This window comes from Bacillus sp. 5B6, assembly GCF_000259405.1.
Classification (GTDB): domain Bacteria; phylum Bacillota; class Bacilli; order Bacillales; family Bacillaceae; genus Bacillus; species Bacillus velezensis.
The window spans coordinates 2,320,934-2,336,242 of sequence record NZ_AJST01000001.1; the positions used below are offsets into that span (position 1 = coordinate 2,320,934).

At 46.9% G+C, this 15,309-nt stretch carries 14 protein-coding genes; 1 reads left to right on the top strand and 13 read right to left on the bottom strand.

From position 1 onward, the window contains the following. Window positions 1-3 precede the first annotated feature (3 nt). Complete coding sequence (rpsU, locus tag MY7_RS10790; RefSeq protein ID WP_003152957.1) at window positions 4-177, bottom strand: 30S ribosomal protein S21; 174 nt, start codon at window positions 175-177, stop codon at window positions 4-6. 171 nt (window positions 178-348) lie between these two features. On the opposite strand from rpsU, the gene MY7_RS10795 reads away from it, so the two are divergent. Next, complete coding sequence (locus MY7_RS10795; RefSeq protein WP_029326066.1) at window positions 349-1,275, top strand: Na/Pi symporter; 927 nt, start codon at window positions 349-351, stop codon at window positions 1,273-1,275. A 39-nt stretch (window positions 1,276-1,314) separates the two neighbouring features. Here MY7_RS10795 and mtaB read toward each other — a convergent pair whose 3' ends face one another. From mtaB to gpr, 12 genes are all read right to left on the bottom strand, one after another. Further along, on the bottom strand, window positions 1,315-2,670 hold the full coding sequence (gene mtaB / locus MY7_RS10800; protein WP_007612666.1) for a tRNA (N(6)-L-threonylcarbamoyladenosine(37)-C(2))-methylthiotransferase MtaB: 1,356 nt from the start codon (window positions 2,668-2,670) through the stop codon (window positions 1,315-1,317). Further along, entirely contained in the window at window positions 2,670-3,440 is a 771-nt protein-coding gene (locus MY7_RS10805) for a 16S rRNA (uracil(1498)-N(3))-methyltransferase (protein ID WP_007612667.1), read from the bottom strand. The genes mtaB and MY7_RS10805 overlap by 1 nt, the downstream gene beginning before the upstream one ends. 22 nt (window positions 3,441-3,462) lie before the next feature. Then, a complete protein-coding gene (gene prmA, locus MY7_RS10810) occupies window positions 3,463-4,398 on the bottom strand; it encodes a 50S ribosomal protein L11 methyltransferase (RefSeq protein WP_029326065.1) in 936 nt (311 codons plus the stop codon). Window positions 4,399-4,421: 23 nt separating this feature from the next. Then, on the bottom strand, window positions 4,422-5,549 hold the full coding sequence (gene dnaJ, locus MY7_RS10815; RefSeq protein WP_003152895.1) for a molecular chaperone DnaJ: 1,128 nt from the start codon (window positions 5,547-5,549) through the stop codon (window positions 4,422-4,424). Between the two features lie 186 nt (window positions 5,550-5,735). Continuing rightward, window positions 5,736-7,574 carry a molecular chaperone DnaK gene (gene dnaK / locus MY7_RS10820; protein WP_007408273.1) on the bottom strand — a complete coding sequence of 613 codons (1,839 nt, stop codon included), beginning with the start codon at window positions 7,572-7,574 and terminating at the stop codon, window positions 5,736-5,738. 24 nt (window positions 7,575-7,598) lie between these two features. Next, window positions 7,599-8,174 carry a nucleotide exchange factor GrpE gene (gene grpE, locus MY7_RS10825; RefSeq protein WP_007612669.1) on the bottom strand — a complete coding sequence of 192 codons (576 nt, stop codon included), beginning with the start codon at window positions 8,172-8,174 and terminating at the stop codon, window positions 7,599-7,601. 59 nt (window positions 8,175-8,233) lie between these two features. After that, on the bottom strand, window positions 8,234-9,265 hold the full coding sequence (gene hrcA / locus MY7_RS10830; RefSeq protein ID WP_003152889.1) for a heat-inducible transcriptional repressor HrcA: 1,032 nt from the start codon (window positions 9,263-9,265) through the stop codon (window positions 8,234-8,236). Window positions 9,266-9,345: 80 nt separating this feature from the next. Then, complete coding sequence (gene hemW / locus MY7_RS10835) at window positions 9,346-10,485, bottom strand: radical SAM family heme chaperone HemW (RefSeq protein ID WP_007612671.1); 1,140 nt, start codon at window positions 10,483-10,485, stop codon at window positions 9,346-9,348. Between the two features lie 59 nt (window positions 10,486-10,544). Next, on the bottom strand, window positions 10,545-12,380 hold the full coding sequence (gene lepA / locus MY7_RS10840) for a translation elongation factor 4 (protein WP_007612672.1): 1,836 nt from the start codon (window positions 12,378-12,380) through the stop codon (window positions 10,545-10,547). A 132-nt stretch (window positions 12,381-12,512) separates the two neighbouring features. Further along, complete coding sequence (locus MY7_RS10845; protein WP_007408270.1) at window positions 12,513-12,851, bottom strand: YqxA family protein; 339 nt, start codon at window positions 12,849-12,851, stop codon at window positions 12,513-12,515. A gap of 16 nt (window positions 12,852-12,867) precedes the next feature. Next, complete coding sequence (gene spoIIP / locus MY7_RS10850; protein ID WP_007612673.1) at window positions 12,868-14,061, bottom strand: stage II sporulation protein P; 1,194 nt, start codon at window positions 14,059-14,061, stop codon at window positions 12,868-12,870. A gap of 67 nt (window positions 14,062-14,128) precedes the next feature. Next, a complete protein-coding gene (gpr, locus tag MY7_RS10855) occupies window positions 14,129-15,235 on the bottom strand; it encodes a GPR endopeptidase (protein ID WP_007408268.1) in 1,107 nt (368 codons plus the stop codon). Between the last annotated feature and the right edge of the window lie 74 nt (window positions 15,236-15,309).

The following is a 15,309-nucleotide window of genomic DNA, read 5'->3' on the forward strand; positions in this document are numbered from 1 at the left end:
CTTTTAGAATTTGCGTTTTCTAGCAGCTTCTGACTTTTTCTTGCGCTTTACGCTAGGTTTTTCATAAAATTCGCGCTTTCTTGCTTCTTGCAAAGTACCTGTCTTTGATACACTGCGTTTGAAGCGACGAAGAGCATCTTCAAGCGATTCGTTTTTTCTAACGACCGTTTTTGACATTCTCTTTCCCTCCCTCCGAATACACCAATCGACTACCTTTAAAAAGATACATATATAAACATGTACTTTGACATTATAATATAAGCCTTCAGTCAGGTCAACTAAGCGAGCTCACTTTTCCGTCATGAATAAGGCTGCTTGTCTATATAATGATGGAAAGGGGTGTTTCATTTGATGATACTGATTCTCTTTACCGCACTTATCCTGATTTTTTTACTCGGAATGAGCCTGCTCAGGCAGGGGCTGATCGCATTAACGTATTCAAAAATTGAGAAGAGCCTGCTCTTATTTACCGACCACCCTTTGAAAGCTTTTCTCATAAGCATCGTATTCACTGGTTTTCTTCAGAGCAGCTCAGCCTTCATGGTCATTGTCATCGGCTTTGTCAGCGCAGGCGCTTTATCTTTTAAACGGACCATTCCGATGATTCTAGGCACGAATGTCGGCTCCACGTTTACGACGGAGTTTTTAGCCATAAAGATGGATGTGCTCATTTGGGTGCTTTTTATCGGAGGCCTTGTGTTTATTCTCATCCGTAAATATCCGTTCAGGCAGATCGGCATAAGCTTCCTCGGTCTCGGCATCATCTTTTTTTGCATCACATGCTTCAGCCGGCTCGCCGTTCCGTTGACAGAAATGAAGGCGGGGGCGGAGGTTTTGCGACATGTGAATGATTCGAGCTGGTCCGCTCTTTTTATCGGTATGATATTGACGGCAATCATTCATTCAAGCTCCGTCTGCATCGGCATTTTGATGAGTTTTATGAACGAAGGGGTGATCGGCATTGAACAAGCGGTCAGCGTCGTTCTGGGATCTAATATCGGGACATGCGTCACGGCCGTTATGGCTGCTGTTTCAGGCGGTTATGCCGCCAGACAGACCGCCGGTGCTCACGTTGTGTTTAATATTCTCGGCGTGCTGCTCGTATTTCCCTTCCTGTCCGCATCAGCAGGTTTTACGGAGCGCCTGTCTGATGATCCCGCGCAGATGATTGCGCATTTCAGCCTGTTATTTAACGTTGTCACCGCCTTATTGTTTCTGCCGTTCACACATTTGTTTTGCCGGCTGATTGACAGACTGATTCCTCCGAAACCGTAAAAAAACCGATGCGGGAAGGCACCGGTTTTTTTACATATGTTATGAAGACATGCGCATGTTTCGGGTCATTTCATCCTCAACGACACGGACGAATTGTCCTTCGTTATACGGATAGCCCGCTTTTTGAATTTTGACTTTGACAAGTTTGCCGATTACATCCTCCGTGCCTTTGAAGACGACTTTCATGTAATTGTCCGTATAGCCGACAAACATGCCGTCTTCATCAGACTCTTTAAACGTCTCTTCAGGAATGATTTCCAGAACCTCTCCTTCATAATCGGAGGCGTATTCTTTGGCAAGCTGGTCTGACAGCGCGATCAGCTTATGCACCCGTTCGTTTTTCACGTTCTCGTCAACTTGGTCTTCCATTCTGGCCGCAGGTGTTCCGGTGCGTTTGCTGTAAGGGAATACGTGAAGCTCTGAAAACTTATGTTCTTTAATGAATCGGTATGTTTCCATAAATTCTTCTTCCGTTTCACCCGGGAAACCGACGATGACATCAGATGTGACGGCCAGACCCGGCAGCGCTTCTTTCAGCTTATTTAAACGGTCCGCGAAAAACTCCATCGTATATTTGCGTCTCATCCGTTTCAGAACGGTGTTTGATCCTGACTGTATCGGGATATGAAGGTGACGGACGATTTTATCAGACGCATCCAGCACTTCAATTACTTCATCAGTGATTTGGCTTGCTTCAATAGATGAAATTCTGATCCGCTTCAGTCCTTCTACACGTGTATCAAGCTCGCGGAGAAGCTTGGCGAAATTATAATCTTTCATATCTTCGCCGTAGCCGCCCGTATGAATCCCCGTCAGGACGATTTCTTTATAGCCGGCATCCACCAGCTGCTGCGCCTGTTTAATGACTTCTTCCGGATCGCGGGAACGAAGCAGGCCGCGCGCCCAAGGGATAATGCAGAACGTACAGAAGTTGTTGCAGCCCTCTTGGATTTTTAACGACGCTCTTGTGCGGTCAGTAAAAGCGGGAACATCCAGCTCTTCAAACACGCGTGCTTTCATAATATTGCCGACGCCGTTGATCGGCTGGCGCTCTTCCCTGTACTGCTCAATGTAACCAAGCATTTTTTCACGATCCTGCGTGCCGACGACGATGTCAACACCCGGGATGGCCATAATTTCTGCCGGAGAGGTTTGCGCATAGCACCCTGTTACGCAGATGACGCCGTCAGGATTTTGGCGGATCGCCCGTCTGATGACTTGACGGCTTTTTTTATCTCCCGTGTTTGTTACCGTACATGTATTAATGACATATACATCTGCTGTCTGTTCGAATTCTTTTCGTTCATAACCCGCATCTTTAAACAGCTGCCAGATTGCTTCTGTTTCATAATGGTTGACCTTGCAGCCAAGGGTATGAAAAGCAACAGTTGCCATTACTGATCACCTCTTAATAACTCTGTATGATAGGAAACTGCGCTTAACGCGTAAAGAGGCGCAGTTTCAGTCCGTAAAATTCTCGGTCCGAGGCCGCATAAGACGGCGCCTTTTTCTGAAAGCTGATGAACTTCAGACTCAGTCAGACCGCCTTCAGGGCCGAATACGATTAAAAGAGACGAACCTTGCGGAAGGCTTTTGAGCTCCGCGGCGAAAGCGCCCGTTTCTCCCTGCTTTGATGACTCCTCGTATGCAACGACACATTTATCGACATTCTCCGCCAATTCAAGCAGCTGCCGGAACGTATGAACGGTTTTCACTTCGGGAATTTCATTGCGGTACGATTGCTCCGCCGCTTCCTTCGCGATTTTCGCCCATCTCTCCCGCTTTTTCTTTGCCTTTTTGTCGTCTAGCTTAACGACGGATCTGGCGCCTTGAAAAGGGATGAACATACTTGCCCCCAGCTCGGTCCCTTTTTGGATAATCCATTCAAGCTTATCACCTTTCGGAAGGCCGCTTGCGATCCTGATCTTCAAAGGCAGTTCACGGTTTTCACCCGTCCACTCAGCAATGCTGCATGATATATGATCTTTAGAAACCTCTTTAAGCAGGCATAACGCTTCATGGCCGTCTTTCGAACAGCAGATAATCCGGTCTCCCGCACTCATTCTCATGACGTTCGCTATATGGTGGACGTCTTCCCCTGTGATTTGAAAATCAGGAGTTTCGTCCATCTCCTGCTTCGTGAGCTCGATAAAATATCGTTGCATACGCTGTGACACCTACTAACTGTTATTTTTTCGCGATGATGCTGACCCAATCTTCCATAGACAGAATTTCTATGATAGTAAAGCCGGCTTTTTCCAACGCTTCTTTTACTTCCTGTTTTTTCTGACCGATAATGCCTGAAGTGATAAAATGGCCTCCGTCTTTGAGCAGGTCGTACGCCTGTGATGTAAAGCGGAGAATCACTTCTGCCAAAATATTTGCGACAATGACATCATGTTCGCCCGTGATGCCGTCTAACAAATTGTTCTGCTTCACTTCGGCCGTATCACTCACTTTGTTCAATTTCACATTCAGACGCGCGCTTTCAACAGCGACCGGATCAAGGTCATACGCATGAACCGATTCGGCCTCAAGCATGGCGGCCGCGATGCTTAAAATTCCTGAACCGGTGCCGACATCAATGATACGGTCGCCTTTTTGAACGATACGCTCAAGCGCCTGAATGCACAAAACTGTTGTCGGATGCGTTCCCGTACCGAATGCCATACCCGGATCCATTTCGATAATCAGTTCATCTGTATGAACAGGTGTGTACGTTTCCCATGTGGGAACGATCGTGAACTTTTCAGAAATTTTCACAGGATGATAATACTTTTTCCAAGCTGTCGCCCATTCTTCTTCATTAACTTCAGAAATGGTGATTTTATTTCTGCCCAAATCAATGTCGTACAAAAGCAGATTATTAATCGTCTCTTTAATGCCGTCCACCGTTTCGCCGAGGAAACTGTTGATCGGCAGATACGCTTTGACAATGACACCCTCTTCGGGGTAATCATTGGGGTCGAGCTGGTAGATTTCCCCGTAAACATTCTCACGCTCTTTCATTAAATCAAGCGGATCTTCGATGACAACCCCGCTCGCACCAGCTTCATGCAAAATATTTGAGATGGGTTCGACCGCTTCATGTGTTGTGTGAATGCTGATTTCGGACCATTTCAAAACTACCAACTCCTATCCAATCATTACTCGCCTTTAAATGCGCGTTTTACTTTGTCAAAGAAACTCATTTCTTGTTCATCCGGCAGGTTTCCGCTGACTTCAGCGAACTCGCGGATGATGTCTTTTTGTTTGTCTGTCAGATTCGTCGGTGTGACGACGCGGACGACAATGTGCTGGTCGCCTTGTCCGTAGCCCCGGACGTTCTGAACACCTTTGCCTCTTAATCTGAATTTCGTGCCGGTTTGTGTGCCGGCAGGTATTTTCAATTTCACTTTTCCGTGAAGCGTCGGCACTTCCACTTCGTCTCCGAGTGCCGCTTGAGCAAACGTTAACGGCATTTCGCAATAAATATCGTCTCCGTCGCGCTCAAAGAACTCGTGGGCGCGCACATGGAATACGACAAACAGATCTCCCGCAGGCCCTCCGTTTACGCCCGGTTCACCTTGGCCCGGAACGCGCAGCTGCTGTCCGTCATCCACACCGGCAGGAATCGTGACATTGATTTTTTTCCGTTTTTTCACTTTGCCCGTACCGCCGCAGTCAGAACACTTGTTTTTGATGATTTTCCCTGTTCCTTCACAGTGGTGGCAGACTCTTCGGTTAACCACTTTGCCAAACGGCGTGTTCTGTTCGACGTTCAGCTGGCCTGAACCTCCGCAGTGCGAGCACGTATCCGGCTTTGTTCCCGGCTTCGCGCCAGACCCTTTACATGTTTCGCAATTCTCTTCGCGCGGTATTTCAATGATCGTTTCTTTTCCGAAAGCCGCGTCTTCAAATGACAGGGTCATTGTATACTGCAGATCCGCGCCTTGCCGCGGCGCATTCGGGTCACGGCGTCTCGTGCCGCCTCCGAAGATGCTTGAGAAGATGTCATCGAAACCGAAGCCGCCGAAGTCTCCGCCGCCTCCGAAACCGCCGCCGAATCCCTGGTTAGGGTCTGTATGGCCGAATTGGTCATATTGAGCGCGTTTTTGGTCGTCTGAGAGCGCTTCGTACGCTTCTTTTACCTCTTTGAATTTTTCATCTGCTCCGGATTCTTTATTGATATCAGGATGATATTTTTTTGAAAGCTTCCGATAGGCTTTTTTGATTTCATCCTTTGAAGCGCTCTTACTTACCCCAAGCACTTCATAGTAATCACGCTTACTCATCTCGCTTCACTCTCCCGAATTTCTCACATAAATTAGATTGTATCATTTTGAATTATGTTTTTTCAATTCCTTTTATCCCGGGCAAGAAAAAAAGTCAAAGCCAAGAGATGCCTGACTTTGACTTTCTGTCTGTTGAATCAGAATATGCTGTGTGTTCTTCCGCCTATAGCCTATGCGGGAAAGAACTTATTTTTTCGTTTCGTCGTCTTTTACTTCTTCGTATTCCGCATCGACAACGTTGTCGTCCGCTTTTTTGCCTTCAGCGTTTGCTCCGCCTTCAGCCTGCTGCGCTTTCGCCGCTTCTTCGTAAAGCTTCATAGAAAGCTCTTGAACGATTGTTTGAAGTTCATCTTTTTTCGCTTTGATGTCTTCAATTTCGTTTTTCTCGATAGCGGCTTTCAGCGCGTCTTTCGCGTCGTTTGCTTTTTTCACTTGCTCTTCGTCCACTTTGCCTTCCAGATCTTTTAATGTTTTTTCCGTTTGGAACACAAGCTGGTCAGCTTCGTTGCGGACTTCGATTTCTTCTTTTCTCTTCGCATCAGCGTCAGCGTTTTCTTCCGCTTCTTTTACCATGCGTTCGATCTCATCATCAGAAAGACCTGAAGAAGATTTGATTGTAATGTTTTGTTCTTTTCCTGTGCCTAAATCTTTCGCTCTTACGTTTACGATACCGTTTTTGTCAATATCGAAAGAAACTTCGATTTGCGGTACGCCGCGCGGTGCAGGCGGGATATCAGTAAGCTGGAAGCGGCCGAGCGTTTTGTTGTCGGCAGACATCGGGCGCTCACCTTGAAGCACGTGAATGTCAACAGCCGTTTGGTTGTCAGCTGCAGTTGAGAATACTTGAGACTTGCTCGTCGGAATTGTCGTGTTGCGGTCGATCAGTTTTGTGAACACGCCGCCCATTGTTTCAATACCGAGAGAAAGCGGTGTAACGTCAAGAAGAACAACGTCTTTTACGTCTCCCGTGATGACGCCGCCTTGAATCGCTGCACCCAACGCTACAACTTCATCAGGGTTTACGCCTTTATGCGCTTCTTTACCCGTTTCTTTTTTGATTGCTTCCTGTACGGCAGGAATACGTGTTGATCCGCCGACAAGGATAACTTTGTCGATTTCGCTCGCAGAAAGATCCGCATCTTGAAGAGCCTGACGGACAGGAGCCATTGTGCGCTCAACAAGGTGAGCGGAAAGCTCTTCGAATTTAGCGCGGGTCAGTGTCAGCTCAAGATGAAGAGGACCTGCTTCTCCCGCCGTGATAAACGGTAAAGAAATTTGTGTGGATGATACGCCGGAAAGATCTTTTTTCGCTTTCTCAGCCGCATCTTTCAAACGCTGAAGCGCCATTTTGTCTTTTGAAAGATCAATGCCGTTTTCTTTTTTGAATTCTGCTACGAGATGATCGATGATGACTTGGTCGAAGTCGTCCCCGCCAAGACGGTTGTCACCGGCAGTTGAACGGACTTCAAACACGCCGTCGCCAAGTTCAAGAACAGATACGTCAAACGTACCGCCGCCAAGGTCGTAAACAAGAATTGTTTGGTCTTCATCCGTTTTATCAAGTCCGTATGCAAGCGCTGCTGCAGTCGGCTCGTTGATAATACGCTCTACTTCAAGACCGGCGATTTTACCGGCATCTTTTGTCGCTTGGCGCTCAGCATCGTTGAAGTATGCAGGAACCGTGATAACGGCTTTTGAAACTGTTTCGCCGAGGTAGCTTTCAGCATATGCTTTCAGATGCTGAAGGATAATAGCTGACACTTCTTGAGGCGTGTAGTCTTTTCCTTCGATTTCCACTTTATAGTCAGTACCCATATGGCGTTTAACAGACATGATTGTGTTAGGATTTGTGATTGATTGGCGTTTCGCCACTTCCCCTACTTGGCGCTCGCCGTTTTTAAATGCAACGACTGACGGAGTCGTACGGTTTCCTTCAGCGTTGGCGATGACTGTAGGCTCTCCGCCTTCAAGCACTGCCACGCATGAGTTTGTCGTACCCAAGTCAATTCCGATTACTTTACTCACTTTGAATTACCTCCTGCTATGTAGTTATTGATTCACTTTTACCATTGAAGGACGGATGACGCGATCCTTCAGTTTGTAGCCTTTTTGCAGTTCTTCGATAACAATATTGCTGCCGAAGTTTTCATCTTCCACCTGCATGACGGCTTGGTGAAGGTTCGGATCAAATTCCTGACCGACAGCTTCGATGGCTTCAACGCCTTCTTTTTCAAGTGCGTCCATCAGCTGGCGGCGGACCATTTCCATACCTTGCAGCAAGCTTTTTGTCTGCTCGCTTTCAGCTTCTACCTGTAACGCCCGTTCAAAGTTGTCGAGAGCCGGAAGGATTTCCGTTACGACGTTTTGAGAACGGTATTTCTGAGCAGCTTCCATTTCAAGGCGGCTGCGTCGTTTATAGTTTTCAAAGTCTGCTTGAACACGCAAAAGCTTGTTTTCTTTTTCATCAAGCAAACCCTGCAATTCATCAATTTGGTGCTGAAGGGCTTTTTCCTGACCTGCCGTTTCTTCATGCTGCTCTTGTGAAGCGGCTTGTTCTGCCTGTTCTGTCACTTCTTCTTGTTCTGCTGCTTCAACCTGTTCTGCGGTTTGTTTTTCTTCTGACATTGTGTTCACCTCCCTCAAATGCTGTAAAAAGATGACTGAAAATGATTGCCAAAATTCCCTTATTCATCATACAAACTTGTGAATGCTTTTGACAAGTCCGAAGTCACGTGCTGCAGCAGGCTGACGACTCTTGAATAATTCATGCGCGTCGGCCCGATAATCGCGATTGATCCAATCTGTTTCGTATCAACTGTATAGGTGGCCGTGATTAAACTGCAGTTTTCCATTTCTTCGTAGTCGTTTTCTTTCCCGATTTTGATTGAAATCCCGGCTTTTGATGACTGAAACAGCTTCAGAACATCCTGCTCTTTTTCAATTAAAGATAAGAGCGAGCGGACCCTTTCAATATCATGGAATTCCGGCTGATTCAGCATGTTGATCTTTCCGCCGAAAAACAATTTCTCAACGTGGGCCGCCGGATGGAATGTGGAGCGGAGCGATTCAAGTATGCTGTCATAGTTGGCGATATGCTGCCTTAAATATGTGACAACCTCTTTGAAAATGCGCTCATTCAGTTCGTCCATCGGCACGCCCGCTAATCGATCGTTTAATATATTGACCAGTTTTTCAATATCGGCCAAATCCACTTTAGCCGGGAAATTGATGGTGCGGTTTTCGACATGCCCCGTGTTCGTGACGAGGATGGCGACCGCCTTATCCGGCTGGATCGGAACGATTTGAATCTGTTTAAGATAGTTCTCGCTCAGCGTCGGCCCGAGGACAATCGATGTGTAGTTTGTCAGGTCGGACAGGATTTGCGCTGATTTTTGGACTGTTTTTTCCAGCTCGAAGATTTTTTCTTTAAATATCGAGTGAATTAAATCCAGATCGGTTTTTGTCAGCTTGACGGGTGACAGCAAATGATCGACATAATACCTGTACCCTTTTTCCGACGGAATCCGTCCTGAGGATGAATGGGTTTTTTCAATAAAGCCCAATTCCTCCAAGTCAGCCATCTCGTTTCTGATCGTTGCAGAGCTGAATGTAATCTCGTCTTTTTTTGAAAGAGTTCTTGATCCTACAGGCTGCGCTGATTGTATAAAATCATTAATGATCACTTGCAGGATCAACAGCTGACGATTTGTTAACATCATCATCACCCCTGTTAGCACTCAAGGTCAGCGAGTGCTAATTCTATATCAAAAGTAACAAACCAAAAGAAAAATGTCAATTATAACTCACCCAAAAAAGCGCCAAAAACCTCATTTCCTAATAATTTGCCCTCATGCGTTAATGCAACCGATTCTTCCGCATCACAGATCAGGCCTTTTTCGGTTAAATCTTTGAGAACATCGGGAAACAGTTCGTCGACCGAGCGTCCGAATTTATCGAGAAAAGCTTGCTTTTGTACGCCGGACATTTTTCTGAGACCGAGGAACATTTCTTCTTCAATCTGCTCCTCACGTGTCACCTCGTGCGTGTCACGGTAAGGCAGCCCCTTTTCTTCAATGAGCTGCATGTAATGTTTCACAGGCCCGGCGTTGACGGTGCGCGTGCCGCTGATATATCCGTGAGCGCCTGCGCCAAAACCGAAATACTCTTCATTGCTCCAATACGTCAGATTATGCTGCGACTCGTATCCGGGCTTTGCAAAGTTACTGATCTCGTATTGACAGATGCCCGCTTCACTCATCTGCCTCATGACCGTTTCATACATCTCGGCCTCTTGTTCTTGCGCCGGGAGATGCAGGCGGCCTTTTTGCATTAAATTATAAAACACCGTTTTCGGCTCTACGATCAGCGAGTAAACGGAATAGTGCTCCGCATCAAGAGACAAAGCCGTTTTGACGGAATTGTCAAGATCGGCCAGCGTCTGACCCGGCAGGCCGAACATCAAATCGAGACTGATGTTGTCGAAGCCGAGAGCCCTCGCACGTTCAAAGGAAGTGAATACGTCCTTTTGTTTATGCACTCTGCCGATTTTTTGTAAAAGCTCATCTTCAAAGGTTTGAACACCGAAGCTCAGCCGGTTGACACCGGCATTTTTCATGATTTTTAATTTTTCCGGGGACAAATCATCCGGATTCGCTTCCGCGGCAAATTCTATGAGTCCGTCAGAAGGCTTCAGCACGCGGTGAATGGAATCCATCAATTTTTCCAGCTGGACGGGTGAGAGCGATGTCGGCGTGCCTCCCCCGATAAAGATCGTACGGAGATCAGGGCGTCCCGTCCGTTCTATTGTATTTATCATTTCCTTTTCGAGTGAGTTTAAGTACTCATCGACAGGCTGGCTCTGAATAAAATATTTATTGAAATCGCAATAGTGGCAGATATGCTCACAAAACGGAATATGAATATAAGCTGATTTCATTTTGAAACACCTTCTTCTTTACAGAAAGAAGCCGCAGCGCGGGACTGCGGCGGCTTCCGTTATTTTTTCGGGCTGTCATCCATTTTAAGAACGGCCATAAACGCTTCCTGCGGCACTTCTACTGAGCCGACCTGCTTCATCCGGCGTTTTCCTTCTTTTTGTTTTTCAAGAAGCTTCCGTTTCCGCGAGATGTCTCCTCCGTAACATTTAGCCAATACGTTTTTACGCATCGCTTTAATGGTAGAGCGGGCCACGATTTTCTGGCCGATCGCCGCTTGAATCGGTACTTCAAAGTGCTGGCGCGGAATAAGCTCTTTCAGTTTTTCCACAATTACTTTTCCGCGTTCGTACGCGTAATCGCGATGCACGATAAATGACAGCGCATCGATTTTTTCTCCGTTCAGCATAATGTCCATCTTGACAAGTTTAGACGGTTTGTAGCCGATCAGTTCGTAATCAAAGGACGCGTAGCCTTTTGTGCTTGATTTCAGCTGATCAAAAAATTCATATACGATTTCCGCAAGAGGCATCTCATATACAATGCTGACCCGGTTGGCGTCTAAATACTGCATATCGATAAAGTTGCCCCGTTTCCCCTGACAAAGCTCCATAACCGCTCCGACGTAATCGTTCGGAACCATCATCGTCGCTTTGACATAAGGTTCTTCCACCCGCTCTATTTTTTGTGGGTCAGGCATGTTGGACGGGTTGTCGACAACAACCTTTTCGCCGTCTGTCATATACACATCGTAGATAACACTCGGTGCTGTTGTGATCAGGTCGATTTTAAACTCACGCTCAATCCGCTCCTGGATGATTTCCATGTGAAGCATACCTAAAAATCCGCAGCGGAAACCGAATCCGAGCGCTTGGGATGTCTCTGCTTCATATTGAAGCGATGAGTCATTCAACTCAAGTTTTTCCAGAGCCTCGCGCAAATCATTATATTTGGCTGTGTCAATCGGATAAAGTCCGCAGTATACCATCGGATTGAGTTTGCGGTAGCCCGGAAGCGCTTCTGCCGCAGGTTTAACCGCGCTCGTAATCGTATCACCGACACGGGTGTCGCCGACGTTTTTGATTGCGGCTGTCAAATAGCCTACGTCACCGACTGTCAATTCGTCAGCCGGCTGCGCTTTCGGCGTGAAGACGCCGACTTCGATGACTTCAAATTCTTTTCCAGTTGCCATCATTTTAATTTTCTGGCCCGGTTTGACCGTTCCTTCTACGACTCTGATATACGCGACGACCCCGCGGTACGCGTCATAAAGCGAGTCAAAGATGAGCGCTTTAAGCGGAGCTTCCGGATCTCCCGCGGGAGCCGGCACTTTTTCTACGATCTGTTCTAAAATGTCTTCGATGCCGATGCCCGCTTTCGCTGAAGCGAGGACGGCGTCTGAAGCGTCAAGGCCGATAACGTCCTCAACCTCTTGACGCACACGTTCTGGCTCTGCGCTCGGAAGATCGATTTTATTAATGACAGGAAGAATCTCAAGATCATTATCAAGCGCCAGATAGACGTTCGCCAATGTCTGCGCTTCTATTCCCTGAGCCGCATCAACAACGAGAATCGCGCCTTCACAGGCAGCCAGGCTTCGCGAAACTTCATATGTAAAGTCGACGTGTCCGGGCGTGTCGATGAGATGGAATATATATTCTTCTCCGTCTTTTGCTTTATATTTCAGCTGAACGGAATTTAATTTGATGGTAATTCCCCGTTCGCGTTCAAGGTCCATTGAATCAAGCAATTGTTCTTTCATTTCCCGCTGGGTGATCGCCGATGTTTTTTCTAAAATCCGATCCGCCAAGGTCGATTTGCCGTGGTCTATGTGGGCGATGATGGAGAAATTCCGGATTCTTGACTGCCTCTCTAAACGCTTTTCTTTATCTGTCACAATCTATCACTCCTACTATTAAACGCAAAATACACTAGCTTAGATTATATCAATAGGATTGTAAACATTCAATTAAAACAAGAAAGAGAAAAGCTTCCTTTAAGGAATCATCCGCTTTTCTCTTCGTCAATGCTAACGGTTCAGTTTCGAAACCCACTCATACATCGCCTGCGCCGAGTCCGTCACGGTATTTGAAAGGGTTTCCCCGGCTTTTGAAAACAAGTTGAAGGTTTCCGCCTGTTCCAGCTGTTTTTGTTTTTCTTCCAGATCTTTCGCCGTAACGGTTTGCCCCAAAATGGAAGCTTCTTTTTCCTGCCCTTCTCCGCCGCCGAGCGTAAATGCTCCTTTTAAAGAAGGGTCTTTGTATCCTTTCATATCAAGCATTCCGCTGTTTGCCTGCTGCATGCCGAACAATACGCCGAAAAACATGACAATGGCGATCAGCAGGCATTTGCCGGTAAAACGGATCATTCGAATCACCTGATTTCTATTGTTTTTTCTTCTCTCCTGATTGCGAGCTGACCTTTTCTGCATCCCAGTACAGTTCGCTGAACACATCGGCCACGGCATCTGATGCGCGCCTCAGTTCTTCAAGATTGTTATCCACGCCCCCGAATTCCAGCAGAAGCGACCGGTCGTTTAAATCCTGGTTGTACACTCCATTATCTCCCGGAGAGCCTTTTGATAAAACACCGACGCTTAAGCCGGGGTATTTTTTCTCCATCAGCTTATGAAGTTCACTTGCGAGTTTATAGTTTTCTTCAAAATTAGCGCTTTTTTTGCCGACGACGATGGCGACTCTGGCATAGCTTTTTCCTTTGATGTCGGCTGTCGTATTTTTCTTGCGGCGGGAATCCCGGTGAATGTCTATGGTATATTGCAGGTTTTTATTTTTGGCGAGCGCGCTTTTTACGACCGGCCTTGATTCGTCGTAGCTTCGCGCATAATTTAAGCCGTCTTTGTTCAGGCGGGCCTGAATGTCGGTTTTATCTACGGTCGCTCCTACACCTTGCGCTTCAAGCGCTTTTCCGAACATATCTCCGACAAGCGTGACATTGGCCTTCGAATGGCGGGCGTTATCCGGATTTGTTTCCCCCTTTAACAGAGGAAGATAGGATTCGGTATTATGAGTGTGGTAAATAAAAACGACTTTTTTGCTGCCTGTTGAATGTTTCGGCGGCGCCGTTTCTTCTTTTTTCGTTTTGTTTTCGATTTCTGCCAGGTTCACTTCTTTTTCTTTTTCCATCACCTTTGACGGCGGCGGAGATTCAGCCGGCATATTCGTATAATCCGTCCCCTGCCCCGCCAGAAGGATCTCCGTATCGTATTGGGCAAATCCCGGCAGCTCACGTCCCAAGAAACTCCGCGGGTCTTCCATATTAATGCTTGTCGCCAGTTTCAAGGAAAGCCGGGACAGCTGAAAAGAGTCTTTTTCAGGAAGCTCTGAGGCGAAATAATGATTTTCCATGCCGAGCAGGTGTGCAAACGCGTCACCCGGAAGTTCTCCGGCAATTCCGTGGAGAGAATCCGAAGAAAGCCTCAGTTCAGGGCGAAGCGATGTGAGCACACCCGATAATACGAAAATAACGATAAGGCTTGTCATAAACAAAAACATGCCCTTGAGCGCATTTCCACCGTTTACTGCAACGACAATTTGACGGTTTCTGCGTTTTTTTCTCATGATTTGAATCCCTCCAGCGCTTGTCTAGTAATTACTCTATGAACAAGCTAGAGGAGGTAGAACCATTTTAATGATTATAAGAACCTTTGTTATCTTGTGACACTTTTTCATGAAGGGCGGTGTTTAACCCGTTTGCAAGTACGTTCGCCATATCATCAATAAAGGTGTCAATCTCCTTCGGCGTGACCATCAAATTATGGCCGAGCGGAGAAAGCACTTCGTGAATCAGCTGGCGTTTTTCGTTTTCGTCCAGCGTGCCGACAATACCGAGAAAGGATTGGCGTTCTTTTTCTCCGGGAAGGTCTTCGTCTGTCAGCACCTTCTTTTTGCCGAAGTTCATTCCGGCGGGCACCAGAGATCTTGACGGGCTGTCATCTTTCATCTCTCTGCCGAAATGTTTTAATATATAATCCACCGTATCGCTTGCGATCGTAACCGCATCAACGACAGTAGGTACCCCAATTGCGATGACGGGAATGCCGAGCGTTTCCTTGCTTAATTCTTTTCTCTTATTGCCGACGCCTGATCCCGGGTGAATGCCCGTATCAGAAAATTGGATGGTCGTGTTCACCCTTTCAACGGCTCTTGCCGCAAGAGCGTCTACCGCGATCACAAAATCCGGCTTTGATTCTTTGATCACACCTTGAATAATATCGCTCGTTTCAATTCCCGTTAATCCCATCACACCGGGAGCAAGCGCGCTGACCGGCCTGTACCCTTCCTGCACATTTTCAGGCTGAAGCCTGAACAGATGCCTTGTCACAAGAAGGTTTTCGGTCACGAGAGGGCCGAGCGCATCCGGCGTCACATTCCAGTTGCCCAGACCGACGATCAAACAGCTTGCATCCTTTGGAATCTTTAATGCAGACAAATAGGCGGAAAATTCCTCGGCAAACACTTCCGTTACTTTTTCCTGCATGTCAGAGTCGTGTTCCCGAACCCCTTGAGCCTCGATCGTGACATAGCGTCCCTGCTTTTTCCCCGATAGCTCGGCGCCTTCTTTGGTAATATCGACGGTTCTGACTTTAATGCCGCCCTTGTCGCGTTCTTTTTCAATAAACCCGTTTATTTCTTTTTTCTGACCGGCTTGTCCGTCTTTTACCGCCTGTTTCGTTTCTACCGCTAAATCCGTCCGTATCAGAAATTGATTGACATCCAGTTCGTTGTTTTTCACAGGGAAGACCTCCTTCAATCATCGTGGTACATAGTGTGGCCATTTACAAAACGAATCATGCGAATTTACCCATC

What these genes read in the sequence shown, in the direction of transcription:
- MY7_RS10845 (WP_007408270.1), bottom strand. Translation starts at nt 12,851, where the DNA reads ATGATCCGTTTTACCGGCAAATGCCTGCTGATCGCCATTGTCATGTTT.
- rpsU (WP_003152957.1), bottom strand. Translation starts at nt 177, where the DNA reads ATGTCAAAAACGGTCGTTAGAAAAAACGAATCGCTTGAAGATGCTCTT.
- grpE (WP_007612669.1), bottom strand. Translation starts at nt 8,174, where the DNA reads ATGTCAGAAGAAAAACAAACCGCAGAACAGGTTGAAGCAGCAGAACAA.
- hemW (WP_007612671.1), bottom strand. Translation starts at nt 10,485, where the DNA reads ATGAAATCAGCTTATATTCATATTCCGTTTTGTGAGCATATCTGCCAC.
- hrcA (WP_003152889.1), bottom strand. Translation starts at nt 9,265, where the DNA reads ATGTTAACAAATCGTCAGCTGTTGATCCTGCAAGTGATCATTAATGAT.
- spoIIP (WP_007612673.1), bottom strand. Translation starts at nt 14,061, where the DNA reads ATGAGAAAAAAACGCAGAAACCGTCAAATTGTCGTTGCAGTAAACGGT.
- dnaJ (WP_003152895.1), bottom strand. Translation starts at nt 5,549, where the DNA reads ATGAGTAAGCGTGATTACTATGAAGTGCTTGGGGTAAGTAAGAGCGCT.
- mtaB (WP_007612666.1), bottom strand. Translation starts at nt 2,670, where the DNA reads ATGGCAACTGTTGCTTTTCATACCCTTGGCTGCAAGGTCAACCATTAT.
- MY7_RS10805 (WP_007612667.1), bottom strand. Translation starts at nt 3,440, where the DNA reads ATGCAACGATATTTTATCGAGCTCACGAAGCAGGAGATGGACGAAACT.